23 protein-coding genes, 1 tRNA gene and 4 pseudogenes are annotated in these 24,373 nt (G+C 50.9%); 11 read left to right on the forward strand and 17 right to left on the reverse strand.

Annotated elements, in window-relative coordinates; translation table 11 throughout:
* Positions 1–22 precede the first annotated feature (22 nt).
* The 6 genes and pseudogenes from brnQ to MON37_RS07735 all read right to left on the reverse strand — a co-directional run bounded on the left by brnQ (position 23) and on the right by MON37_RS07735 (position 4,340).
* The gene (brnQ, locus tag MON37_RS07710; protein ID WP_039408752.1) at positions 23–1,360 is read right to left on the reverse strand and encodes a branched-chain amino acid transport system II carrier protein; all 1,338 of its coding nucleotides are present in this window, start codon (positions 1,358–1,360) and stop codon (positions 23–25) included.
* Positions 1,361–1,473: 113 nt separating this feature from the next.
* Positions 1,474–1,536, reverse strand: a pseudogene (locus MON37_RS07715) (transposase); the annotation flags it as partial.
* 49 nt (positions 1,537–1,585) lie between these two features.
* Positions 1,586–2,473, reverse strand: a complete 888-nt coding sequence (locus MON37_RS07720) for a segregation and condensation protein A (RefSeq protein WP_039408754.1) — start codon at positions 2,471–2,473, stop codon at positions 1,586–1,588.
* A 105-nt stretch (positions 2,474–2,578) separates the two neighbouring features.
* Positions 2,579–3,037 carry a hypothetical protein gene (locus MON37_RS07725; RefSeq protein ID WP_039408756.1) on the reverse strand — a complete coding sequence of 153 codons (459 nt, stop codon included), beginning with the start codon at positions 3,035–3,037 and terminating at the stop codon, positions 2,579–2,581.
* Between the two features lie 51 nt (positions 3,038–3,088).
* Entirely contained in the window at positions 3,089–3,562 is a 474-nt protein-coding gene (locus MON37_RS07730) for a hypothetical protein (protein WP_039408759.1), read from the reverse strand.
* A gap of 1 nt (position 3,563) precedes the next feature.
* Positions 3,564–4,340, reverse strand: coding sequence for a tRNA threonylcarbamoyladenosine dehydratase (locus MON37_RS07735; RefSeq protein WP_039408762.1), 777 nt, complete (start codon positions 4,338–4,340; stop codon positions 3,564–3,566).
* A 192-nt stretch (positions 4,341–4,532) separates the two neighbouring features.
* On the opposite strand from MON37_RS07735, the gene MON37_RS07740 reads away from it, so the two are divergent.
* Positions 4,533–4,997: a universal stress protein gene (locus MON37_RS07740; RefSeq protein ID WP_003755397.1), complete on the forward strand. Its 465-nt coding sequence runs from the start codon at positions 4,533–4,535 to the stop codon at positions 4,995–4,997.
* A gap of 229 nt (positions 4,998–5,226) precedes the next feature.
* Here MON37_RS07740 and MON37_RS07745 read toward each other — a convergent pair whose 3' ends face one another.
* The gene (locus tag MON37_RS07745) at positions 5,227–6,495 is read right to left on the reverse strand and encodes an Nramp family divalent metal transporter (protein WP_039408768.1); all 1,269 of its coding nucleotides are present in this window, start codon (positions 6,493–6,495) and stop codon (positions 5,227–5,229) included.
* A gap of 555 nt (positions 6,496–7,050) precedes the next feature.
* Here MON37_RS07745 and MON37_RS07750 point away from each other — a divergent pair.
* On the forward strand, positions 7,051–7,422 hold the full coding sequence (locus tag MON37_RS07750) for an ACP-like domain-containing protein (RefSeq protein ID WP_003740987.1): 372 nt from the start codon (positions 7,051–7,053) through the stop codon (positions 7,420–7,422).
* 94 nt (positions 7,423–7,516) lie between these two features.
* Here the strand turns inward: MON37_RS07750 and MON37_RS07755 are convergent.
* A pseudogene (locus MON37_RS07755) lies at positions 7,517–7,816 on the reverse strand (DUF2238 domain-containing protein); the annotation flags it as partial.
* A 50-nt stretch (positions 7,817–7,866) separates the two neighbouring features.
* Here MON37_RS07755 and MON37_RS07760 point away from each other — a divergent pair.
* Positions 7,867–8,714, forward strand: a protein-coding gene (locus MON37_RS07760; protein WP_242883592.1) for an IS630 family transposase whose coding sequence is annotated in 2 segments (ribosomal slippage) — positions 7,867–8,182 and positions 8,182–8,714 — 849 coding nt in all. Because the reading frame shifts where the segments join, the coding sequence is not laid out codon by codon here.
* A gap of 2 nt (positions 8,715–8,716) precedes the next feature.
* Here the strand turns inward: MON37_RS07760 and MON37_RS07765 are convergent.
* Positions 8,717–9,040: pseudogene (locus MON37_RS07765) on the reverse strand (DUF2238 domain-containing protein); the annotation flags it as partial.
* A gap of 43 nt (positions 9,041–9,083) precedes the next feature.
* On the opposite strand from MON37_RS07765, the gene MON37_RS07770 reads away from it, so the two are divergent.
* Positions 9,084–9,876 (forward strand): IS5 family transposase gene (locus MON37_RS07770; RefSeq protein ID WP_234403659.1). Its coding sequence is split into 2 segments (ribosomal slippage): positions 9,084–9,347 and positions 9,349–9,876, totalling 792 coding nucleotides; the frame shifts between segments, so codons are not numbered across the junction.
* 51 nt (positions 9,877–9,927) lie between these two features.
* Here MON37_RS07770 and MON37_RS07775 read toward each other — a convergent pair.
* Both MON37_RS07775 and fnr read right to left on the reverse strand, forming a co-directional pair.
* Positions 9,928–11,015: pseudogene (locus tag MON37_RS07775) on the reverse strand (MBL fold metallo-hydrolase).
* Between the two features lie 84 nt (positions 11,016–11,099).
* Entirely contained in the window at positions 11,100–11,834 is a 735-nt protein-coding gene (gene fnr / locus MON37_RS07785; protein WP_009311137.1) for a fumarate/nitrate reduction transcriptional regulator Fnr, read from the reverse strand.
* 143 nt (positions 11,835–11,977) lie between these two features.
* Between fnr and hemN the strand changes: the two genes are divergently transcribed.
* From hemN to MON37_RS07815, 6 genes are all read left to right on the forward strand, one after another.
* The gene (gene hemN, locus MON37_RS07790) at positions 11,978–13,399 is read left to right on the forward strand and encodes an oxygen-independent coproporphyrinogen III oxidase (RefSeq protein WP_039406912.1); all 1,422 of its coding nucleotides are present in this window, start codon (positions 11,978–11,980) and stop codon (positions 13,397–13,399) included.
* A 77-nt stretch (positions 13,400–13,476) separates the two neighbouring features.
* The gene (locus MON37_RS07795; RefSeq protein ID WP_019270508.1) at positions 13,477–13,677 is read left to right on the forward strand and encodes a hypothetical protein; all 201 of its coding nucleotides are present in this window, start codon (positions 13,477–13,479) and stop codon (positions 13,675–13,677) included.
* Between the two features lie 227 nt (positions 13,678–13,904).
* Entirely contained in the window at positions 13,905–14,642 is a 738-nt protein-coding gene (locus MON37_RS07800; RefSeq protein ID WP_003759974.1) for a methionine ABC transporter ATP-binding protein, read from the forward strand.
* Between the two features lies 1 nt (position 14,643).
* Positions 14,644–15,330 carry a methionine ABC transporter permease gene (locus MON37_RS07805; protein WP_003777092.1) on the forward strand — a complete coding sequence of 229 codons (687 nt, stop codon included), beginning with the start codon at positions 14,644–14,646 and terminating at the stop codon, positions 15,328–15,330.
* A 138-nt stretch (positions 15,331–15,468) separates the two neighbouring features.
* On the forward strand, positions 15,469–16,545 hold the full coding sequence (gene prfA / locus MON37_RS07810) for a peptide chain release factor 1 (RefSeq protein WP_039406907.1): 1,077 nt from the start codon (positions 15,469–15,471) through the stop codon (positions 16,543–16,545).
* Between the two features lie 244 nt (positions 16,546–16,789).
* Positions 16,790–17,797, forward strand: a complete 1,008-nt coding sequence (locus tag MON37_RS07815) for an FAD:protein FMN transferase (RefSeq protein WP_039406904.1) — start codon at positions 16,790–16,792, stop codon at positions 17,795–17,797.
* Positions 17,798–17,917: 120 nt separating this feature from the next.
* Here the strand turns inward: MON37_RS07815 and MON37_RS07820 are convergent, their stop codons facing one another.
* The 3 genes from MON37_RS07820 to MON37_RS07830 form a co-directional block, all read right to left on the reverse strand.
* Positions 17,918–19,255 carry a sodium-dependent transporter gene (locus MON37_RS07820; RefSeq protein ID WP_082013614.1) on the reverse strand — a complete coding sequence of 446 codons (1,338 nt, stop codon included), beginning with the start codon at positions 19,253–19,255 and terminating at the stop codon, positions 17,918–17,920.
* 261 nt (positions 19,256–19,516) lie between these two features.
* Positions 19,517–19,592 (reverse strand) — tRNA-Ile (locus MON37_RS07825).
* Between the two features lie 220 nt (positions 19,593–19,812).
* Entirely contained in the window at positions 19,813–20,466 is a 654-nt protein-coding gene (locus tag MON37_RS07830; RefSeq protein ID WP_039406902.1) for a cysteine hydrolase family protein, read from the reverse strand.
* A 225-nt stretch (positions 20,467–20,691) separates the two neighbouring features.
* Here MON37_RS07830 and MON37_RS07835 point away from each other — a divergent pair, with 225 nt between their 5' ends.
* Positions 20,692–20,940 carry a hypothetical protein gene (locus MON37_RS07835; RefSeq protein WP_141752686.1) on the forward strand — a complete coding sequence of 83 codons (249 nt, stop codon included), beginning with the start codon at positions 20,692–20,694 and terminating at the stop codon, positions 20,938–20,940.
* A gap of 36 nt (positions 20,941–20,976) precedes the next feature.
* On the opposite strand, the gene MON37_RS07840 is transcribed toward MON37_RS07835, so the two are convergent.
* From MON37_RS07840 to tatC, 3 genes are all read right to left on the reverse strand, one after another.
* The gene (locus tag MON37_RS07840; protein ID WP_039406900.1) at positions 20,977–22,932 is read right to left on the reverse strand and encodes a Pycsar system effector family protein; all 1,956 of its coding nucleotides are present in this window, start codon (positions 22,930–22,932) and stop codon (positions 20,977–20,979) included.
* Positions 22,933–23,152: 220 nt separating this feature from the next.
* Positions 23,153–23,437 carry a PepSY domain-containing protein gene (locus MON37_RS07845; protein ID WP_039406898.1) on the reverse strand — a complete coding sequence of 95 codons (285 nt, stop codon included), beginning with the start codon at positions 23,435–23,437 and terminating at the stop codon, positions 23,153–23,155.
* 157 nt (positions 23,438–23,594) lie between these two features.
* A complete protein-coding gene (tatC, locus tag MON37_RS07850) occupies positions 23,595–24,371 on the reverse strand; it encodes a twin-arginine translocase subunit TatC (RefSeq protein ID WP_039406895.1) in 777 nt (258 codons plus the stop codon).
* Positions 24,372–24,373: the final 2 nt, after the last annotated feature.

Here is a 24,373-nt window from a genome sequence, read left to right on the forward strand (position 1 = left end):
CAGACGACCTTTGTTTTGTGATTTAAGCCTTATGTTTTTTCTTGATCGCGGCGTTCAGGATGCACCCTAAAATAAAGCCGACGGTTGCGGGCAGCAGCCAACCCAGTCCGACGTTGTAAAGCGGCAGTGCGCCGTTGATGTCGGTGGCGACTTCTTCGCTGAAACCGAACGCGGCTTTATAGGCATCGAGCAAACCGACTGCCAGCGTTGCCATCATGGTGCAGAAATAGACGATGCGGCTGCCGCCGAACAGTTTGTGCAGGAAGACCAGCAGGATGATGACGATGGTCAGCGGGTACAGCAGCATCAGCATCGGGATGGAGAAAGTCAGGATGGAGGACAGGCCTTTGTTCGCCAACGCCATAGACACGACCGTATTGATGACGACGAATATTTTGTAAGGAATGCCGGGACACAGGCGGTTGAAATATTCGGAACATGATGTAATCAGTCCGACGGCGGTACTCAAGCAGGCGAGCAGGACGATGACGCCCAAGAGGATGTTTCCGGGGACGCCGAAGTAGAAATTTGCCGTTTTCGACAACACTTCCGCGCCGTTTTCCTGAAGTCCCAAGCCTGACACGCTTGTCGCGCCCATATAGCCGATGAAGAGGTACACCAATGCCAGACAAGATGCGGCAACGATGCCTGAAACGGCGGTCGTCCGCAGCAGATCGGAGCGGTTGTCCACACCCATCGCGCGCACGGCGTCAATGACGATAATGGAGAACACCAGCGAAGCGAGTGCGTCCATTGTGCCGTAGCCTTCCAAAATGCCTTTTATGAACGGACGGAGGGCAAAATCGCCTTGTGCCGCAGCGGGAACGCCCATCGGATTCAACGCGGCGTAGCCGACCAAAACGGCAATCGTCAAAAGCAATACGGGGGTCAGGATTTTACCGATGCGGTCCACCAGCTTGCCCGGCGACATCGACAGCCAATACGCCACGCCGAAAAACGCCACGCTGAACGCCGCCAGCCCGACTATTTTCTGGCTTTCATTCAAAAACGGCGCAACGGCAATCTCAAACGACACCGTCGCCGTACGCGGCATGGCAAACAAAGGCCCGATGGACAAATACAGTGCGACGGCAAACGCCACGCCGTACCAAGGCGCAACCCTGGATGCCAGCGCCTGCACATCGCGCGAACCGGAATAGCCGATGGCAATCACGCCCAACAGCGGTAGGCCCGCGCCGGTCAACAGGAAACCCGTCATCGCAGAGAACCAGCTTTCCCCCGCCTGTTGTCCGAGATAAGCGGGAAAAATCAGATTGCCCGCACCGAAAAACAAAGCGAACAACATCAAACCGACCGCCCACAGCGAGGCTTTACGGTTGAGCGGGGAAACACTGTTCATAAATTCGTACCTGTTTGTTTATAGTGGATTAACTTTAAACCAGTACGGCGTTGCCTCGCCTTAGCTCAAAGAGAACGATTCTCTAAGGTGCTGAAGCACCAAGTGAATCGGTTCCGTACTATCTGTACTGTCTGCGGCTTCGTCGCCTTGTCCTGATTTAAATTTAATCCACTATATAAAGGACAGTTGATGGAAATGGGTATGGGTTTGCCAAGCGTGAAATCATCATGCCGTTTCGCCTTCAACGTCGGCGTAGGGGTCGTCTGAAACGCCCTCTTCCGCTTCCGGGCGTTCTAAATTTTCCTGTTTCAGGCTGATTTCGATTTCGCCGTAGTTGTCCGGCTGGACGATGCGGACCAAACCTTCTTTGGCAAGCTCCAAGAGCGCAATGAAATTGACGACCACATATGCCGCGCCCTGCTCCGGTTTGAACAAATCGCTGAATTTGCATATCCCGCTCTCGTTCAGACGACGTAAAACCGCCGTCATCTGCGCGCACACGGAAATGGTTTCCTGAATCACTTCATGGCTGCGCGTATGTTTCGCACGCGACAAAATGCCCAGCCACGCCTGCGTCAAATCGGCGACATACACCTCCGGCAGCTTCGCCTCGACCGCGATTTCCAACGGCAGATACGCCCAAGCAAAATCCCGTCCCGCGCGCGGCAACGCATCCAAACCCTGCGCCGCCAGCTTCATCTGTTCGTAAGCCAAAAGGCGGCGCACCAGCTCGGCACGCGGATCCGCCTCTTCATCCTCGACCTCTTCGGAACGCGGCAGCAGCAGGCGAGATTTGATTTCAATCAGCATCGCCGCCATCAAAAGATATTCCGCCGCCAAATCAAACTGATACGCTTCCATTTGGGCGATATAGTGCAGATATTGCTCGGTAATCTTTACCATCGGAATATCGAGAACGTCGATATTCTGTTTGCGGATAAGGTAAAGCAGCAAATCCAACGGCCCTTGGAAGCTGCTTAAGACAACCTTCAAAGCATCGGGCGGAATAAACAAATCCTGCGGCAAATCGGTTACGGGTTGACCGAATACCCACGCGACAGTGTGTTCAGACGACGTTGCCGCAGCGGAAGGAATAAGGTGTTCTGAAGGCATGTTTAGAGGAGCTTTTTCTTATTAGGTTCGATGGGTGGTTAATCAATAACGGGGTCGTCTGAAAACGCAGCGGGTTTCGCCCAAACGAGTGCGGCAAAACAAAAATCAGCCTTTTTTGCGTTGGCTTTTCAAAGAAGCGATGGCAATGGCAAGCGTTTGCGCCAACGCCATGCCCAGCAGCGGCAAAACGGCGAAAAACGAACCGGTCAGCACCGTAACGGCATCGCGGGAAAACACAAAGCCATCGCGTGCCAGCATCGCAATTATCCAAACCGACAATAGCAGCCATTCGCAGCCGACCAAAAACCAAATCATCCCGACCGAGCAGCGTTTGCGCCACTTCATGATGGCAGCGTGCAAAAGGCTGAATATCGGAACGGACAGGAAGGGATAAAGGAAATTGGTAAACGGCCGCGGAGAGCCGTCCTGAAAACACAAATAATCGCCCGACTGTATGTCGCATCCCATTGCGCCAAACATCGGATCGACGGCATACATCAACACGCCGAACCACACCGCATAAATCAGGCTGGCAATAAAATAGGCTTTGAAAAATCGGTTCATAGGCAAAAAAGGTCGTCTGAAAAAATAAATTTCAAAAGGCTTAAACCCACATCAAATTTTCTGATTGGCATTTGCAGAAGAGACCAACACACTCAGGGCTTGAACTGCTGCCATGCCATAAACAGGCAATCCGAAAAAAAGAAGTCCCGTTATTGCCGTCCAACTACTATCCAGACTACTCCACTTCCACAGCAAAAAAACGAACCAAACAATCAACCATTCGATAATAGGCAAGGCAAGAGTCATCGAAGTTGTACAGCGTTTGGTCCACTTCATAATGCCGGCATTGAGTAGGGACAATAACATCACGGATAAAAACGGAAAGAAGAAAAACTTCAAAGACACTTTCTCAAAAGCCGACATTTCAGCAGCTCGCAGACAATACTCTGCATACTGTTCATTGTCAGCGTCAATATCAAAACATTCGAATCCTGAAAACAGCAAACCGACACTGTACACCAGCAAACCGAAGACAACCGCATAAATCAGGCTACTGATAAAGTAGGCTTTAAAAAATCGATTCATCTCACTTCCGTCCCGCAATATGTTCTACCGCCGCCTGCGCACAATACAGCCCAAACGAAGCCGTCACCAGCATACTCGCGCCATAGCCCGCGCAGGACAGCCCTTGCGGCGCGGTATCGGTCGAACACGCTTCGCCAGATTGCGGCGGCGTAATGTTCTCAGTCGAGAACACACACGGCACGCGCATTTTTTCTTTGGTATCGCGGCTGAAGCCGTAGCGTTTGCGCAAGGTGTAGCGCAGGTTGGCAAGCAGCGGGTCGTGGGTAACGCGGCTCAAATCAGCGGTTTGAATCAATGCCGGATTTTTCTGTCCGCCCGCGCCGCCGCTGAGGATAAACGGCTGATTGTGCCGCACAAAATAAGCCGCCATCGCCGCCTTGACACGCACTTGGTCTATCGCGTCGATCACAAAGTCGAAAGGTCGTCTGAAAAGCGTTTCGAGATTGTCTTCCGTCACAAAATCCTCGATTTCCTCCACTTCGCATTGCGGATTGATTTGAGCAATGCGTTCGCGCAACGCCGTCACCTTCGCCTTGCCGAAATCGTCGGTCAGCGCATGAAGCTGGCGGTTGACATTGGACTCGGCGACGTTGTCCAAATCAATCAAGGTCAAACGACCGATGCCCGTCCGCGCCAAAGCCTCCACCGCCCAAGAGCCTACCCCGCCCACGCCGACCACGCAGACGTGCGCGTGCGAAAACCGCGCCAGTGCTTCATCTCCGTAGAGCCTGGCAATACCGCCAAAACGGCGCGAAGGAAGAAAAACGGTGTCGTTCATACCCAACCTTGTGATATATCAATAAATGAATGAAAATCAACGCAAAACGCTGCGAACGAGTCCGACACATATTATACTGGAAAGCAGACGGGCTGTTGCAGCAGCCCGAAAGAGTCTATAATCGTTTCATATCGGACCCTTCCCAACCGCATGAAACAAAGTGCCGCCTGCGGCGCAAAAGGAGAATGAACTATGTACAAACATCTGGTTGTAGCCGTTGACGGCAGCGAAACTTCCCTCAACGCCCTGAAACACGCCGCCGAGTTGGCAAGCGTCAACAACGCCCGCCTGACTTTGGTACACGTCGCCAACCCCGCCGAATACATGGCGCTCGCCCCCGAATTCCTGCAACACGAAAGCTACGAGGCCGCCGCCGTCGCCCAAGGCAACGAAGTCTTGGACTTCGCTGAAAAAACCGCCCGCGAAAACGGCGTGGAAAACATTGTCAAACACCTGCTGGTCGCCAACAAAGGCGCGCGCGAAATGGCGCAGGATTTGGTCGATTACGCCGATGAAAACGGCGCCGACCTGCTGGTACTCGGCACACACGGCCGCACCGGCCTGATGCACCTCCTGATGGGCAGCTTCGCCGAAACCGTTATGCGCCAAAGCCACCTGCCGCTTCTGATTATCCGCAGCAAAGCGGAAGAAGCGTAAGGGGCTGCCCTACTGAAGAAGGTCGTCTGAAATCTCAAACTAAGATTTTCAGACGACCTTCTTTCATCTTATTTCAAATAGGTTTTACGAATTATTGATTATAATCATGAACTTCGTAATATCATTCACCTATACCAATAAATAACTTCTTCCCCAAACCAAACCCATAACAAAAAGGTCGTCTGAAAACCAAAATCCGGTTTTCAGACGACCTTTGTTTTGATTGGGCTTACTTAGGTGCAGCCAAGATGCCTGTCAGGTTCAGCAGGAACAAAACCGTAAACCCAGTCAGGTAAATCAAGCCGAGGATGGCGAGGAGGTCCATACCTGCCGTCAGCTTGTGGCGTTTGTCGCCTTTGACGAGGCGGTAGTTCAACCAAGCGAACACGGGGGCAGAAACGAAGGCGGTAATCATGGCGAATTTGAGCAGCTCCGCCATCGCGCTGTTGAACCAGAAAATCACTGCCAAGCCCGTACCTGCGACCCAAACGTTCCAAGCGAACAGTTCGATGTTGCCCGTTTTGTCTTTGCCGCGCAGCAGGCGCACCGGCTCGGCAATCGCGCGCGCGTAGCCGTCCACTACGGTAATCGTTGTACCGTACATGCAGGCGAAGGCGATGAATGCGACCATCGGACGCGACCAGTCGCCGATGGTGACGGCGTACATATTGATCAGTTGCCCGACGTATTTGCCACCCGCCATCTGCACTGCCTCACCGTTGCCGTACTGCACATACGCGCCCAAGGCGAGGAAGACGACTGCCAACACCGCGCTGGTGATGTAGCCGACGTTGAAGTCGAAAATACCGTCGCGGTAGCTGGAAGGATTGATGCGTTGTTTTTCAGTAACCCACAATGAGTTGATCGCTGAAATTTCAATCGGCGCGGGCATCCAGCCCATCAGCGCAATTAAGAAGCCCAAGCCTGCCAGTGTCCATGGGGTAGGTTCGATAAAGTCGGACTTCATCTGCATGCCGCGCGACATGGCGATGGCGGCGGCGGCGACTGTGGCAATCGTCAGGCTGACGATGATGATTTTGGAAACGTTGTCCAAAGCCTTGTAGCGTCCGCTTGCCAAGATAATCAGGCAGGAAGCCATAATCAGTGCGGAGATTGCGCCGACATTCAGCGTCAGCGAGGGAATTGCCATTTTGACGATGGCAGCGGTCACGATGGCGACCGCACCCGCGTTAATCGTTGCCGAGATAACGCACAAAATCAGGAATACCCACAAATAAACGCGGCTTTTCTCCGCATAGCCTTCAATCAGGCTTTTGCCCGTATCCAGCGTGTAATGCGCGCTGAAACGGAAAAACGGATATTTGAAGAGGTTGGTCAAAATGATAATCAACGCAAGCTGCCAGCCGTAAAGCGCGCCCGCCTGCGTCGAGGCAATCAGGTGCGAACCGCCGACCGCCGCCGAAGCCATCATGATTCCGGGCCCCAGTGCATTGATTTTGCTTTTCCAAGTCGAAGCGTGTGTGTGTTGTTCAGACATCATTCTCTCCGTCTTTTTTCAGACGACCTTCACAAAAAAAGGCGTATTTTAACGTAAATCAAGAGATTATCTAACAGACATTTCGGATATTTCATGCCGAAATATGTTAAAAATAAGCTGTACCGAATCGAAAATCTCCAATCATCAGCATTTTGTGGCTGGAAACCTTTTTCAGACGACCTTGTATCGCTTTTTATACCCAATCAGGGCAGCACCCGAAAAACAACATACTTAATATCTAACTTGGGGTTAGTGTTGTGCAGAGGCTTTCAGGTACTTGCTTTGATGATAAACTTTTATAAAAAAATCAATACCCGAAAATAAAAGAAAAACAATAAAATAAGTTATTTTGTTATGATAAATTTTCAACTTATTTAATTTCGTACAACCAGAATAACCCTTCTCGAAAATTTCTTTGTATAGCTTTGCATATCTGCATATTGTATATTTTTTCGGAACGGATAAAATATGTTCTGCTTTCAAAACAAAGCAAGGATGGCGCCGGATAGTCCACGCCACACATCACTCTTTTCTCACTTTATGGAGTAATACCAGATGAAATTCTTATCTGCCGCTATTGTAGCCGTTCTGACTGCCGGTGTTTCCATGACTGCCGCTGCTGCTCCTGCTGGCTACGTTCCTTACAAATGCGACAACGGTAAAAAACTGAATGTCGTTTACGAATTTGACCGCAGTGGTAATGCAGTTGGCGCATCTGCAAATGCAGCCGGTAAACAAATCAGCCTGCGCGTTGACAAACGTCAATCAGACAGCACCGGTACAACATTCACCAACAAACGCGGCTTCTCTATGTCTGCCGGTTACATCGACAAAAACACCCACACCACTTCCGAAGTTGTGGGCGTAACCGACTCACGCAACCGCTTCATCGTGAAAAACTGCGAACCCGTTAACATCGACCGTTAATTTACAACGAATGATTTAAGCTTCTTTAAGGTCGTCTGAAAACCGAAATAAGGTTTCAGACGACCTATTGTTTTTCCCATTTCTTTAAAACCTGTCAACCTGTTTTCAAACGCTTATCCGGTCGTGTCAATATAAACACTACCAGTGACGTTAACGCGCCTAGCGTATCAGCGAGCATGTCTTTTTGCGCATCCCAAATATCGCCTTGCGAACCGAGTACTTCCAAACCTGCTTCGCCGCCGTCAATCACCGCATACTGCCATTCGATGATTTCGTAAGCCGCTGCCACGCTCATGATGAAGAACAAGGAGAAAAACAGGGCAAGCGCAGGACGGCAGAGTTTACGGCGCAACAACCATTCTGCCATCGGATAGGCGTAGAAACCGATGATGTATAATCAATTAAAAACAAAATAGTACAATACTCAACTTTGAAGGTCTAACCATGGCATACTCTGCGGACTTAAGAAACAAAGCTTTAAACTATTACGAACAATGCAAAAACATCAGCCAAACCGCAGCAACGTTTAATTTGTCAAGAAACACGCTTTACCTGTGGATTCGCCTTAAAAAACAAACAGGCAGCCTAAAACATCAAGTTACCGGTCTAAATGCCGTAAAATTGGATAGGCAAAAACTGGCTCAATATGTTGAGCAGCACCAGGATGCCTATCTGCATGAAATCGCCAAACATTTTGATTGTACGCCAGCCGCCGTTTGCTATGCACTCAAACAGATGGGGATGACGCGCAAAAAAAGACCACCACTTACAAAGAACAAGACCCGGCCAAAGTAACGCATTATTTGACACAGCTGGCCGAATTTTCCGGCTACCAACGTGTTTATTTGGATGAAACAGGATTTGACCGCTACCTGTTCCGTCCCTATGCCCGCAGCCCGAAAGGGCAAATAGTGAAAGCGCAGATAAGTGGAAAAAGATACCGACGCTTATCTCTGGTGTCCGCACAAGTCGGCAACCGGCTGATTGCTCCGATGGTTTATCAAAATACGATGACCGGAGTCTTTTTTGAAGCGTGGTTTCAGCAATGCCTACTGCCTGCATTGACTCAAAAATCGGTGATTATTTTAGATAATGCGCGATTTCACCGTATGGGTGTTTTACGGGAAATGGCGGGAAAATGGGGACATAAGGTATTGCCTCTTGCACCTTATTCACCTGAGCTCAACCCGATTGAGAAGGTGTGGGCGAATATTAAGCGGTATCTGCGAACCGTATTGTCTGATTACGCCCGATTTGACGATGCGTTACTGTCCTATTTTGATTTTAATTGACTATAGTGTCCGACGCGGTCAAAATGGTTGCGTCCTTCGCCTAAAAACGGCGCAAGCAGGCGGTTTGCCCAATCGAAGGGCACATCGGCGAAAGTGTAGTAAGAACCGATGGTATGCATAATCAGCCAGAAACTCATGAATACATAAGCCAGATTACTGAAACGGAAACAGCGGTAGGTAGCGATGAGTGAGATAAATACGATCGAAACAGGAATGATTTCGGCGTACCAAACGGCGCGGTCGGACGGATTGATACCCGACCAGACGATGAGTAAAGCAATGAAAACTGTGAATAATAAAGGGATAACATGCGAAGTTTTTTGCATAAGAACGTGTTCATTGTCTCAGCCTCTGCTGTAAACTATCGGCATGAACAGAAAAACCTACCCAAGCGATATCAGTCGCGAGCAATTTGCGCCTCTCCTTCCCCTGCTGGAAAGTGCCCGTAAACGCACAGCGCCACGCCAGGTGGACTTGTACGATGTCTTTTGTGCCATTCTCTACCTGCAACGCACTGGCTGCTCCTGGCGCGCTTTGCCGGGCGACTTCCCCAAATGGCGCACCGTGCATTCCTACTTCCAGAGATGGACCGAACCACGCGAGAGTGGCATCAGCATCCTTGAGGAAGCATTAAAAAAATCAGGTAGTTGCGGAGCACCGCAAGCAGGGGCGCCATGAAGCAACTACTTTCCTGATTATTGATGCGCAGAGTGTGAAGAACACGGATACCGCCATGGAAAAAGGCTACGATGCGGGCAAGAAGGTTAGCGGTATCAAGCGACATATAGCGGTTGACACGCAAGGTTTGCCGCATGCCCTTGCGGTAACGACGGCGGATGTTACGGATAGAAAAGGCTGCCTGGTGGCATTGGAACGTGGGCGGGATAATCTTGGTGCGATACAAAAAATCCTTGCTGACGGTGGTTACACGGGTAAGGCATTTGCTTCGTCGGTACAGGAGTTGATTGGTGCGGAGGTAGAGATTGCCAAACGAAACGAATTGCACCGTTTTGCAGTATTGCCGAAGCGATGGGTAGTAGAGCGCAGCTTTTCCTGGTTGGAAAAGAACAGGCGGCTTTGGAAAAACTGCGAGCGTAAGTTGAGTACCAGTCTGCAAATGGTAGCTTTGGCTTTCTTGGGAGTCCTGCTACGAAGACTATGAACACGCTCTAAGAATTTCTTTGTATTAAATTAATAAAAATGATGGAAATTTTCAATAAACTGTGCAGCAGCTTGATTCTAAAGGCTCTGCAAACCAGTCTTGCGTGGCGGTATCAGCATCGAAGACTTGCCCCATCAGCGGAGTCAACGGATTGACACCCAAGCTGCGTGCCAGCGGGAGGCTTTGTAGCAGGGGTTCGTTCCAAGCGTGCAGTGCCATGGCGTAGGCGCCCCAGTGGATGGGCATGAAGCGTTTGGGAGCAAGCTGTGCGGCATAGCGGGCGGTTTGCTCGGGGAAGAGGTGATTGTTGGGCCAATGTTCGCTGTATTGCCCGTTTTCGATGAACGCGATATCAAACCCGTTGAATTTTTCGGCGATTTTGTCGAAATGGCTGCCTTGTGCCGAGTCGCCGTGAAAATAGAATTTTTCGCTGCCGTGTTCGATGGCAAAGCTGGACCACAGGGCTTGGTTGTGGTCGGTCAGGGTTCGGGATGAATCGTGACGGGCAGGTAGTGCGGTGTAGCGGATGCCGTTGCGTTCGGTGCTTTGCCACCAATCGAGTTCGGTAATGCGCTCTTGCGGCACGCCCCATTTTTTCAGCAGTACGCCCATGCCGAGTGAGACGATGAAATGGCTGTTGCCTTTTGAATTGAGTGCTTGCACGCTGTCTTTTTCGAGGTGATCGTAGTGGCTGTGTGAAATCAGGATGACATCGACGGGCGGCAGTTCGTCGATTTCTGAGGGGGCAGGCTGGAAGCGTTTCATGGTGATGGGGATGGGGAATTGCCGAAAACGGGGTCGGTAATGACGGTTTGCCCGCCGATCCGCATCAATAGGGTGGAATGCCCGAACCAGACGAAACGGCTTTTCCCTTCGGGTGCGGCGAGGAAGGTTTGCCAATCGGGCTTGACGGTAGGCAGAGGTTTGGGCGGGCGCGTTGCCTGCGGGTCGGTCAGAATCTTCCAAAATGCGCCGGTCAGGCCGGTCGGTTTCTGCTGCGGTTCGGGGTTGAAGAAGGTTTGCGTTTTCGGGTCGTAATGGTCGCTTGCGGGGTAAACGGGATGTTGATCGGGATAAAGCCAGTAGGCGAGCAGGGCGCAGACAGCGGTCAAGGCAATGAGTTTTTTCTTGTGTTTCATAATTGGTTTTTATGAAGAAGGTCGTCTGAAAATTTTCAGACGACCTTGGATTCTGTTTGAAGTTTGAAATGGTTTCGGTATCCGTCAGATGGCGTGCGAACAGCCGGATACCATTTTTTTGAGGGCTTGCGAGTCGAGGATTTTAATGTGTTTGTGTTCGACCGAAATTAGACCTTCATGGTGGAACTTGGACAGTGTGCGGCTGACGGTTTCCAGTTTCAGTCCCAAATAGCTGCCGATTTCTTCGCGCGACATCCGCAAGATGAAATCATTAGCGGCAAATCCGCGCGAGTAAAGGCGTTGGGATAAGTTCAGCAAAAACGCTGCCAGACGTTCTTCGGCGCGCATATTGCCCAAAAGCAGCATCACACCTTGGTCACGCACGATTTCGCGGCTCATCAACCGGAAAAAATGGCTTCTCAGGCTGGGGATGTTGTGTCCCAGCTCTTCGATGTGGGTGAAGGGCAGCTCACACACTTCGCTGTCTTCCAAAGCCACCGCGTCGCAGCTGTGGACATGGGAACAAATGCCGTCCATACCGATGAGTTCGCCGGACATAAAAAAGCCGGTAACCTGATCGCGACCGTCCTGACTGGCAACCGTGGTTTTGAAAAAACCGGCACGGATGGCAAACAGCGACGCGAAAGGCTCACCGGTGCGGAACAGATATTCACCCTTCTTCAAGCGGCGGCTCTGTCGGATGACCGCGTCCAATTGTGCAAACTCATTGGGCAAAAGCCCGACAGGCAGGCAGAGTTCACGCAGCGAACAGGAAGAACACAGGGTTTTCATCTGATGCATAGCATTGTGTGTGGTCATAAAACACCCTTAAAATTAAGGTTTTTATCCTGTCATGATTACGTAAGTTATTGACACATATCAAGACAGGTTTATCATACTGTGGCATTCTACCAAACTATCCGAAAATTGCCTAACTTCATTACTCTAATCACGCACACGCCATGAAAGTAATACCGATACAAAATAATCACAATAGAAACGATGACAAGCCTGAGTTCGACCGCGAACTCATCGCCAGCCTTCCTTCCAGCGGTCCGCGCTACACTTCCTACCCCACAGCCGACCGTTTTCATGACGGATTTCGCGAAGCCGAATATATCAATGCCTTGAATCAGCGCGGTATGGGGGCTTTGAACAAGCCCCTTTCGCTTTATATCCACATCCCCTTCTGCAACACCATTTGTTACTACTGCGGCTGCAATAAAATCATCACCAAAGACAAAAGCCGCGCCGATGCCTACATCGAATACCTTGAAAAAGAAATGGAGCTGCTCGCCCCGCATCTGGGCGGACGGCATCAGCTCGCGCAACTGCACTTCGGCGGCGGTACGCCGACTTTCTTGAGCGACGACCAAATCGAACGCGTATTCCGCATGATACGCAAACACTTCCAACTGATCCCTGGCGGCGAATACTCCATCGAAATCGACCCGCGCAAAGTCAGCCGCGAAACTGTCCTCATGCTCGGTAAGCTCGGCTTCAACCGCATGAGCGTCGGCATTCAGGACTTTGATCCCAAAGTGCAGGCAGCAGTCAACCGCATCCAAAGCTACGACGAAACCAAAAAAGTCATCGATGCCGCCCGCGAAGCCGGATTCAAATCCGTCAGCGTCGATTTGATTTACGGTCTGCCGCACCAAACCGCCGAAAGCATTAAAACCACCATCGACACTGTCTTGTCGCTCGATCCCGACCGCCTTGCCCTTTATCACTACGCCCACCTGCCGCATATCTTCAAGCCGCAACGCCGCATCGATACCGAAGCCGTTCCCGGCAGCGAAGAAAAACTCGATATGCTGCAATACTGCGTCCAAACCCTGACCGAACGCGGCTACGTCTTCATCGGTATGGACCACTTCGCCAAACCCGATGACGAACTTTCCATCGCCCTCAAAGAAGGCTTCCTCCAGCGCAACTTCCAAGGCTACTCGACCTACGCGGACTGCGATTTAGTTGCCATCGGCGTATCCTCCATCGGCAAAATCGGCAGCACCTACTCCCAAAACGAACGCGACATCGACGCCTACTATGCCGCGCTCGATGCCGGACACCTGCCCATCATGCGCGGCTACCAACTCAATCAGGACGACCTTTTGCGCCGCAATATCATCCAAGATTTGATGTGCCGTTTCTCCTTGGATTACCGAATCTACGAAAGCGTGTTCGGTATCCCGTTCGACCGCTATTTCAAAGACGAACTTGCCGACTTGGAACAACTTGCCTCCCTCGGACTCGTCCGCCTGAAACCGCACGGACTGACCGTTACCCCCAAAGGCCGCTTCCTGATACGCAATATCGCCATGGTGTTTGACTACCACCTGCGCCACAGGGAAACTAAAGCCCAATATTCGCAAACAGTGTAAAGAGGAATAGCAAAGGTCGTCTGAAAACCGTTTTCAGACGACCTTTGCCCTTTGTTTCCCTTTGTTAAGGAACGCTAATGAACGAACAAACCAAACAGGCCGCACAAACCATAGGTCGTCTGAAACGAAAAGCCAGCGATGAAGAACGACTTCAAGGTTGGCGCGAAACCTGCGCCGAACAAGGGTTAAGCGGCGAATTTATCCTGACTGCGAAGCTCAACGGCGCGGCTTATACCGAGGAAGAAGCACGCATGGTGGCGGAGCTTTTCGGCAAATAAGCTGACAATTTATTATTTTAAAATTACAAATCATATCAAAACTTGACAAAGTTACCGATTTTGATTATAGTCATATCTGAGTTAACATTGCCGATTTGACACAGCTTGCGGGCATGAACAGCTAAAGCGTATTTTCATTTTCTGCTGTTTTTATTCCTTTCTTTATATCCAAGCCCGTTGTGTACAGCATCGGGCTTCTTTTTTTCCGGAAGTATCAGGAAGTATTTATGATTATTTTGGACAACGTTTCCAAACATTACCAAACGCGCGACAAAACCCGTTTTGCCGCCGTCGAGCCGACCAGCCTCGAAATCCAAGACGGCGAAATCTTCGGTCTGATGGGCTATTCCGGCGCGGGCAAATCCACCCTGCTGCGCCTGATTAACCTGTTGGAACGTCCCGACAGCGGCAAGGTCAATGTGTGCGGACAAGAGCTGACCGCGCTTGATGCCGCCGCATTGCGTCAGGCGCGGCAGAATATCGGCATGGTGTTTCAGCAGTTCAATCTTTTGAGCAATCGCACCGTCGCCGACAATGTTGCCTTTCCTTTGGAAATCGCCGGATGGTCGTCTGAAAAAATCAAAGAACGCGTTAAAGAATGCCTTGAAATCGTCGGCTTGACCGAACGCGCCGACCACTACCCCGCCCAGCTTTCCGGCGGACAAAAACAGCGCGTCGGCATCGCCCGCGCGCTCGCACCCAAACCCCAAGTCATCCTCGCCGACGAACCGACTTCCGCCCTCGACCCCGCCACCACGCGCAGCGTCTTGGAATGTCTAGAAGATATCAACAAGCGCTTCAACGTTACCATCGTCATCGTAACCCACGAAATGAGCGTCATCCGCCGCCTGTGCGACCGCGCTGCCCTTTTGGATAAAGGAAAAGTGGTGGAAATCGTCGAAGTACGCGGCAACCAAATCCACGCCCAATCCGAAATCGGGCGCGAACTGATTCGGGAGGACTGATATGGCAGACTTAACATTCGAACAAGCCGTTTCCACCATCGTCGGCATGAAAGACGAAATCGTCCGTGCCTTGGGCGAAACCTTCGTCATGGTCGGGCTGTCCACCACGATTGCCGTCATCTTCGGCACGCTCTTGGGCGTCTTGCTTTTCGTGACTTCCAACCGCCAGCTTCATTACAACAAGCCGGTAAATTTCCTGCTCGACAACTTAGTCAACCTGATGCGCGCCTTCCCCTTCGTCATCCTGATGATTGCCATGATACCCGCCACCCGCGCCATCGTCGGCAGCACCATCGGCCCGATTGCCGCCTCGCTGGTATTGAGCGTGTCCGGCCTGTTTTACTTCGCCCGACTGGTGGAACAAAACCTGCGCGAAGTCCCTAAAGGCGTGATTGAAGCCGCCACCGCCATGGGCGCATCGCCGCTTGCCATCGTCCGCAAAGTCCTCTTGAACGAAGCGCGCGCGGGCATGGTTTCCAGCATCACCGTCCTCGCCATCGGCCTGCTCTCATACAGCGCGGCAGCGGGCATGATAGGCGGCGGCGGTTTGGGCGACCTCGCCATCCGCTACGGCTACTACCGCTACCAAACCGAAGTCATCATCTTCATCGTCGCCATCCTCGTGCTGCTCGTTATCCTGATTCAAAGCATCGGCAACGCATTGGCGCGGAAATTGGATAAACGTTAAACCATCAAAAGGTCGTCTGAAAAGTTTTCAGACGACCTTTTCAGTCATATCCTTTTGAATTTCCAACCAAACCCATTATAATAACGCCTCCTCACGCCGTCGCGGACGACTCCCGACGGCATTTGTTATGGAAGAATTATGAAGCCGTCTATCTTAGAAAAACTACAACAACTCAGCGACCGACTGGAAGAAGTCACCCACCTCCTCGGACAACCCGAAGCCACGTCCGACATGGACAACTACCGCAAGCTCACGCGCGAACACGCCGAATTGACGCCCGTGGTCGAAGTGTTCCAAAACTATCAGCTGGCGCAAAGCGACTTGGCGGATGCCGAAGAAATGCTGTCCGACCCCGAAATGAAAGACTTTGCCGCCGAAGAAATCGAAGCGGCGAAAGCCAAAATCGACACGCTCGATACCGAACTGCAAAAACTGCTGCTGCCCAAAGATGCCGACGACGACAAAAACATCTTCATCGAAGTGCGTGCCGGAACGGGCGGCGACGAAGCCGCGCTGTTTGCAGGCGATTTGCTGCGCATGTACAGCCGCTACGCCGAGCGCAACCGCTGGCAGGTTGAAATCGTCTCCGCCAACGAAAGCGAGTTGGGCGGTTATAAAGAAGTCATTGCCCGTATTGTCGGTTTGGGCGCGTACAGTCGTCTGAAATTCGAATCAGGCGGCCACCGCGTACAGCGCGTTCCCGCCACCGAAAGCCAAGGCCGTATCCATACTTCCGCCTGTACCGTCGCCGTCATGCCCGAAGCGGACGAACTCGAAAACATCGAGCTGAACCCCGCCGACCTGCGCATCGACACCTTCCGCGCATCCGGCGCGGGCGGTCAGCACATCAACAAAACCGACTCCGCCGTCCGCATCACCCACCTGCCCACAGGCATGGTGGTCGAATGCCAAGACGGCCGCAGCCAACACGCCAACAAGGCGCAGGCGATGAAAGTCCTCGCCGCCCGCCTGAACGATGCGCAAAAACGCGAAGCCCAAGCCAAAGAAGCCGCCGAACGCAAATCCCTTATCGGCAGCGGCGACCGCAGCGAACGCATCCGCACCTACAACTACCCGCAAGGCCGCGTAACCGACCACCGCATCAACCTCACCCTGCACAAGCTGGATTTCGTGATGGACGGCGATTTGGAAGAAATCACCAACGCCCTGATTGCCGAACATCAGGCAGAGCTACTGGCGGCAATGGGCGACTGATAGGGCGGTTGATGCTTGGTGCCAAAGCGTGAAGGCAGGCTTAATGGCGGGAAAACAAGTTCTGCCGCAGCGCAAATCAAGCCTCAGCCGTCGCCCGCCGTCCTTTCCGTAACCATAAAATCCTATGCGGAAATGACGGCGCTCCTAAAAAGCCTTCCCATCGTCTTCAAACGCAAGCCCAGATAAACCGGTTTTCCCAGTCTTCCAACAATCCGCCCCTTTTTCAGACGACCCATTCCAACCCATGAACATCCCGCTCACCCGCCGCCGTTTTTTCGCCATCGCCGCCCTGACTGCCGCCGGAGCGGCCGCGCCCTTCCTCCTGAACCGCAACCGCCCTGCCCCGTTACCAACTACCGGCGAGCCCGTCATTTGGAAAGGCATCGCGCTGGGTTCCGGCGCCGAGCTCCGCCTCTTCGGCGTTGACCGCAAAGAAGCCGAAATCCTCGTCAACAAAGTCCTCGCAGAAGTCGCCCGCCTCGAAAAAATCTTCAGCCTCTACCGCGAAGACAGCCTCATCAACCGACTGAACAAAGAAGGTCGTCTGAACAACCCGCCGCCCGATTTCCTCGCCCTGTTGAGCATTTGCCGCGACATCCACGCCCTGACAGACGGCGCGTTCGACCCCACCGTCCAAGTGCTGTGGAACCTTTATGCAGACCATTTCCGCCGCAACCCGCGTGCCGAAACCCCGCCGTCCGAACCGGACATCCGGCGCACCCTCAAGCTCGTCGGCTTCAAACACGTCGTCTTCGACCAAAAATCCATCCTCTTCGAACAAAAAGGCATGGGCTTATCCCTCAACGGCATCGCCCAAGGCTACATCACCGACAAAATCACCGCCCTGCTGCAAAAACACGGCATCCGCCAAGCCCTCGTCGATATGGGCGAAATCCGCGGCTTCGACACCGACAACCAACGCACATGGAACGTCGGCATCCGCAATCCCCAAAACGAAGAAGCCACCCTCCTGACCATCCCCATGCAAAACCAAGCCTTCGCCACCTCAGGCGGCTACGGTACCGTGATGGACGAAGCCGGCAAGTTCACCCACCTCTTCGACCCGCGCACCGGCACGGCCACACCGCGCTACCGCAGCGTCAGCGTCATGGCGCCGACTGCCGCCGTTGCCGATGCCTTCTCCACCGCATTCTCCATCATGGACGAAGCCACCATCCGTACCGCAGCCCGCGCCAAACAGGCAAAAGTCTGGCTGGTCATGCCCGACAACCGCATCGAAACCCTAGCCTGAACATTGTATTTGGCAAAAAAGGCAGGCTCTCCCGAATACAACAAAACTTAAAAGTCAAAAGGTCGTCTGAAAACCTCGAATCAAGATTTTCAGACGACCTTTGCCATTTTGGGACAGTTTTTAAATCAAGCCTAGGGAATTGACAAATACGACGACAATCGCCAAAGGTGCAACATAGCGCAACACCATCAACCAAAGACGGATAATGGTTTTCGGTACGCTACTGCCTGAACCCGCATCCGCCAATACGGACTCCCTATCCTGAACCCACGCAGTAAACACAGCAACGCTCAATGCGCCAATCGGCATAATGACTGCCGAAATCAGGTAGTCCCACAAATCGAAAACGGTTTTTCCGAAGATTTTAAACTCACCCCAAACACCGAAAGACAAAGCAGAGGGAATACCGACAATAAAAATTGCCGTACCAATCAGCCAAGTATGGCGGCTGCGTTTACCCTCATCCTGACGAATCGTAGCGGCAATGACGGTTTCCAACATCGAAAACGCCGAAGTCAGCGTCGCAAACACCACCAACAGCATAAAGACGGCAAACAAAATCTGCCCCAACGGCATTTTCATGAACACGGCAGGCAAAACAACAAAAATCAAACCCGGCCCCTGACTTGGTTCGAATCCGAAAGCAAATACCGCCGGAAAAATAACCAGCCCAGCCAGCAGAGAAACCAAAAGGTTCATCCACATAATGATATTGCCTGAACGGAACATATCTTGGTCTTTACCCAAATAAGACGCATAAGTAATCATCGCAGACACGCCGATACTTAACGCAAAAAATGCCTGACCCAAAGCCGTAAGCATGGTTTGCGGCTTCAAATGCGACCAGTCGGGTTTCAGCAGGAAAGATACTCCTTCCATCGCCCCGGGCAGCGTCAGTGAACGGACAGCCAAAACAATAAACAGGATGAACAGGCCCGGCATCAGGTAACGGTTTGCTTTTTCAATCCCGTCGGACACACCGCCTTGAACCACCCAAATGGTAATCAGCATGAACAGCCCTTGATAAAACAACGACCCTACAGGACTGGAAATGGTCGCACCGAATAATGCCTCAAAATCCGCACCCGCATGGATTTCTCCGGTAAAGCTATGGACAACGTAGTTCAACACCCAGCCACCGACGACACTGTAAAAAGACAGCAAGATAAAGCAGGCTGCCACCCCCATACGCCCCACCCACGGCCATTGCGAACCCGGGCGCAGGGTCTTGAAAGAATCGATGGCATTTTTACCGCCCGTCCTGCCGATATAAAACTCGGCAAGCTGCACAGGTAATGCCACCAAAATCGTAAAAAGCAAAAACAGCAGGAAAAACACCGCCCCACCGTTTGTCCCCGCGGTGTACGGGAATTTCCAAATTGCACCCAAGCCGATTGCCGAACCTGCCGCAGCAAGCACAAATCCAAGTTTGGACGACCAAGAAACCGAATGATTCATGATTATTGTATTAAGAAATGTGAAGAGACCGCATTGTAACAAAGCGTAACTGCATATAGCACAACCATAATGGCCTGCTTCAAAATTTCGCACATAAGGTGCGCTTAAAAAGACAATTTTGAATAAAAAATCTGAGATTTTGTTTTTTAGATAAACATAAATACAAAAAATAGGCAATTTTGATATTTTATTTCAAACGAACACTACCATGATAAAAAGCACAAAAGAAAAAGCCCGGACATTTGTCCGGGCTTCGGTAATTGGTGGGTCCGGTGGGGTTCGAACCCACGACCAAGGGATTATGAGTCCCCTGCTCTAACCCCTGAGCTACAGACCCTCAAGAGAAGAGGCATATTGTATCATAAAATATTATAGAGACAAGGACCGCTTGGCTTTTATCGCCGTATATTTTATCCATAAATACCTTGCCTCAAGTCGCCTGAAAACAAAAATTACACTTTCAGACGACCTTTTCTCATGCATACCATATAATTCAAAAAAACAGGCCGCTAAAAGCGACCTGAAAAACTCTTGCAGCTGGGAGTGATAGCAAGAGGTTACGACACTTTAAACCAAGCTTCGTTAGCATAACGGAGCATTTGTTCGGGAATCTCTTCGGCGTTGCTGACAACAGAGATACCGGATTTACGCATTTTATAGACAGCCTGAATGGTACTTTCAGGTGCATAGCCATGGCATGCGGCAAGATTGACGATAATGTGCAGGCTGTCGTTGTACCACAATAATTGTTCGGCGGTACGGCTGATTGCTTCTTCCGTTGCCAAACCGCCGATAATGACAGTATCTGCTTTTTCTGCATAAAGCCATTCAATCAAACCGGTGCTGCGGGCTTCGTTATCATCATGGAAGCATGCACCAAAACCATTCTCCCCGCCTAATTCGATTACATGGTCATAATCAGCAGATGCCGGCAAACCATCCAGCAAATTTGCACCACGGCAACCACCTGCACACTGGCTAAAATAGCCACTTTCCCGCGCAAACATAATTCCGTTGCGTTTAACGACTGCGGCGCAAATACTCTCCGGATCAATATTGACGTTCTCGACCAAAATACGCTTATCTGCGATAGCTGCCTGACGGTTTAATTCTTTAACCATGTTTTCCGGTTGATGCAGGAAATGGTTGGCATTGGCTGCCATGCAGGTAAAGCGGAATTGAGGTTGAATATCGATAGCAACAGTCGTCATGATGTAACTCCACAAAAAACCAGATAAATCCGGAAACACTTCCTCGATAAATGGCTCTTATCGAAGATAATCGGTATATTTATGATGAACGGTATAATATCAGGATAATCGGCAAATCACCAGGAATATTTAACAATTAGTAACAATTTATTCCGTAAATATCTATTTAGTAGAATTCACCCTCAAAAATCTCACAAAAAATATCAACTCAATAAGCATAAATGTTTGAAATTTATTTTTGTTTTAATCCCCATTATTACCTCCTCCTCAACTTTTGCCTTCAATTTAATATTGACCAAAAAACAACAGAAAGAGAAAAATGCAGTTATTTTTTTTGACTTAAATCGAATTTTTCTTCATGAGTTAACAAAAAATCTTGCTAAAAAAATTAAAAAGCATAGGACAAACGGCAATCATTCCTCCTCCAACCAACAACCCAAAGCCACAAATATAAAAGGTCGTCTGAAACCTTAAACCTCAGTTTCAGACGACCTTTAATCAGCTTTAAAACTACTGTTTACCAAGCTGGCTGTAATCCACCAACATATACTTGGCAGTAATTTTCTGCGAAGCGTTGCCTTCGTCGCCCATCAGAATCATTTGCGGTTTGCCATTGACCGTAATCGAATCGACGGCTTCGACGTTGGTGATGTGTTGCAGGTTAGGCAGTGAGATTTTTTGCGGTTCGTCGGTCGGGTTGCCGCTCCAAGTCCACAGTTGCGAGAATTTCTGCCCGTTTTCATCCTTCACTTCGTTGGCGATGACGTAGTTTTTCAACACTGGGTCGTAGTTGATGGAACGGATACCGCCGCCGTCGATGTCGAGGATGGCGACTTCGTCAAACTCAGGCTTGGCGTTGCGCTCGAACACGTCTTTCGGGTTGCTGATGAATGCCACCAGCGCCATATTGTTGAACTCAGGATCGCGGAAGCCCAAGACGAGGCGTTTCTTCACAGGGTCGAACGCCATACCTTCGATATTGATTTCTTCAAAGGAAACTTCGGCTTTGGTGCGTTCGCGGATAAGGTCGTGCAATTTGTGGTCGGTTTCCAAAACTTGCGTCAGATTGTCGTAGCTGGTCAGTCCCAACACATTGCCGTCTTGGATTTTAAAGCGCATCAGGTGTTCGCGGTCGGGCGAGCGGTTGCCTTTGCGGGTGCGCGAATGCGAAGTGAGCGCGTAGATAAAGCCTTCATCGTCGCGCGCCAATGCTTCCAAGTCGCTTAGGCGGCGTTTGAAGCCGGTGATCACGCGCGTATCCAAGGCCTCGTCTTCGATAAATCTGCCTGACGGATCGATGCTGACGATGCTGAACGCATGATTCGGTTCGTCTTCTGCAATCAACAGTTTGCCGTCGGGAAGCTGTTGCACGGCAGATGGCTCGTACACGCCGTTGAACATATTAATACCCAAAGAGCGCAGCTCTGCCGCATTGTTGGCAGGTTGGGTCAGCAGCGAAGGCAGCGTCTTCACACCGATAAACGCCGCCAGCGAAGCCAAAAGCCCCCAACGGAATACGGCATAAGACAAGTTGATGTATTTGAACTGTTTGTCCGCCAGCAGGCCCAGCCAGTAAAGATGATCGCTCATCTTTTGATAGACTTGTTTGCGGTCGCCCATAATCTCCTGCATCATTTCCCAATATTGGTCTTTTTGCACCTTCACACGGTCTTCGTAAATCAGGATATTGGGCTGGCTGCCGCTGAAAAAGCGCGTTTGGGTGCTGCTGAGGCGGGTTCTCAAATCACGCAGTTTGGCGCGTCCGCGGAAGAAATCCTTAACCCAAGCACGCGCCGCCTGCATTTTGCCGATACGTTCGGGCGAAGCGGACAGCAGCGCGAACACGATGGACGCGGCGGCGGTAATCATAAACGTACTCGCCGGAATCAGAAATTCGGGTGACGATGAAAAAATAAATGCGCCCGAAATCATCAGCGCAGACACGATAAAACCGTTGAGCGAAATCATAATGTTCGCCTTGGTCGCCGCCAGCGCGAGCAGCTCCATTTCCGAACGCACGGCGTTGCGGAACATGGTTTCCACGCCTTTGTTCGTACCCAAAAGATCGGAAGGCGGCACATCGGCGGCTTGTTTTTTCTTCTTCGCCTTGTCTTTTTTGTCTTTCTTTTTCTTTTTGGGCTTTTCAGACGACGTCTCAATGCCTTCAAGGATGATGTTATCCATCACGGCCTCTTCGGCATTGCTGTCTTGTCGATGGTCTGCCGTTTCAGACTCCGAAGCTTCTTCAACTTTTAAAGTTTCTTCAGCTTTCACGGCTTCTTCAATGTTTACAGCTTCTTCAGTTTTTAAATTTTCTTCACCCTTAGCAAACGCTTCTTCTGAGTCTTCCCAAACTTCGGAAACAGGCTGCGGCGCATCGGGATCGGGTCGTTCGAAAGGTTTCTCCCAGTCAGAAACCGTATTTTGCGGCTCTTGCCCTTTTTTATTTTTATCGTGGAAATCCATGTTTATCCTCCGTTTGAGTGAATCAATTTAAATCGAAAGGGAAAAGCGTTTTTTAGTTCCTCTGATTCGGGGAATTTACACAACGTCATACATTATCGATAAAAACATTACATTTCTTGGAATAATCATGTTTGTAATGATTAAGTCGGAAATCCAAGTTCTTCTTCAACAAAAACTGCCGCCAAACGGGCAGTTTGCGGCAGTTGTAACGCATCGTTTATCAGTAGTCGATACGCTCTTTGATGATTCTCAAGTCGGGGTAAGACAATTTGATGTCGTATTCGCGTCCGCCTTTGTAGGCTTCTACGTCCAATACAGGTCTGCCGCGATAGTCGTCGGCATCGATGTCGTGAACGCGGTAACCGCGTTGCTCAAGCATTCTGATGGCTTTGGTACGGTTTTGTTCAAAATTTTTGTCGCTGTAAATTTGGTGTTCGATGTAATCGTTGGCACCTGCGACAGCAGCGGACAAAGCGACGATGGCGGTCAATAATAATTTTTTCATGTTCGACTTCCTTTCGAAATGTGTCATTGGGGTTTTGATGGGTGTATTTAAACACGGCAAAATTAGCAGTCATTTAGCACTTGGTTAAACGCGGTAAAGGTCGTCTGAAACGTTTCAGACGACCTTTTAATATTTACGCTCTCCATTGCAGGCTGATTTAAGTTTCTGCGGGTGGAAGGGGCGGGTGTTCGTCGGTTTTGTCCGATTTGGGTTTGGCAAAGCGGCTGCACCAGATGCCTGCTTCGTAAAGCAAGATAAGCGGGACGGCAAGCAGGGTTTGGGAAATCACGTCCGGCGGGGTAATGATGGCGGCAACGACGAATGCGCCGACAATGACGTAGGGTCGTGCGTTTTTGAGTTGTTCGGTGGTCACGACGCCGATTTTGGCGAGCAGGACGACGACGACGGGGACTTCGAAAGTCGTGCCGAATGCGACGAACATGCCCAAAATAAAGGACAGGTATTTGTCGATGTCGGTCGCCATGTTGACGCCGACGGGGGTGATGCCTGCGAGGAATTTAAAGATGACGGGGAAAACGAGGTAATAGGCAAACGCCATGCCGACAAAAAACAGGCTGACGCTGGAGAGGACGAGCGGGGTGATCAGTCGTTTTTCGTTTTGGTAGAGGGCGGGTGCGACGAATGCCCAGATTTGGTAGAGCGTGTGCGGCAGGGAAACGAGGAATGCCGCCATCAGCGTCACTTTCACCGGCACGAAAAACGGCGCGATGACGTCGGTGGCAATCATGCTGGTGTCTTTGGGAAGATTCACCATCAATGGTTCGGCAACGAAGGTATAAAGCTGCTGGGCAAACGGCATCATGCCGAGAAAGCAGACGACGATGCCGATGACGATCCACATCAGGCGGCGGCGCAGCTCGATAAGGTGTTCGATAAGAGGTTGGACGGGTTGTTCGTTTTGAGGTTCGGACACCG

The organism is Morococcus cerebrosus (assembly GCF_022749515.1).
Classification (GTDB): domain Bacteria; phylum Pseudomonadota; class Gammaproteobacteria; order Burkholderiales; family Neisseriaceae; genus Neisseria; species Neisseria cerebrosa.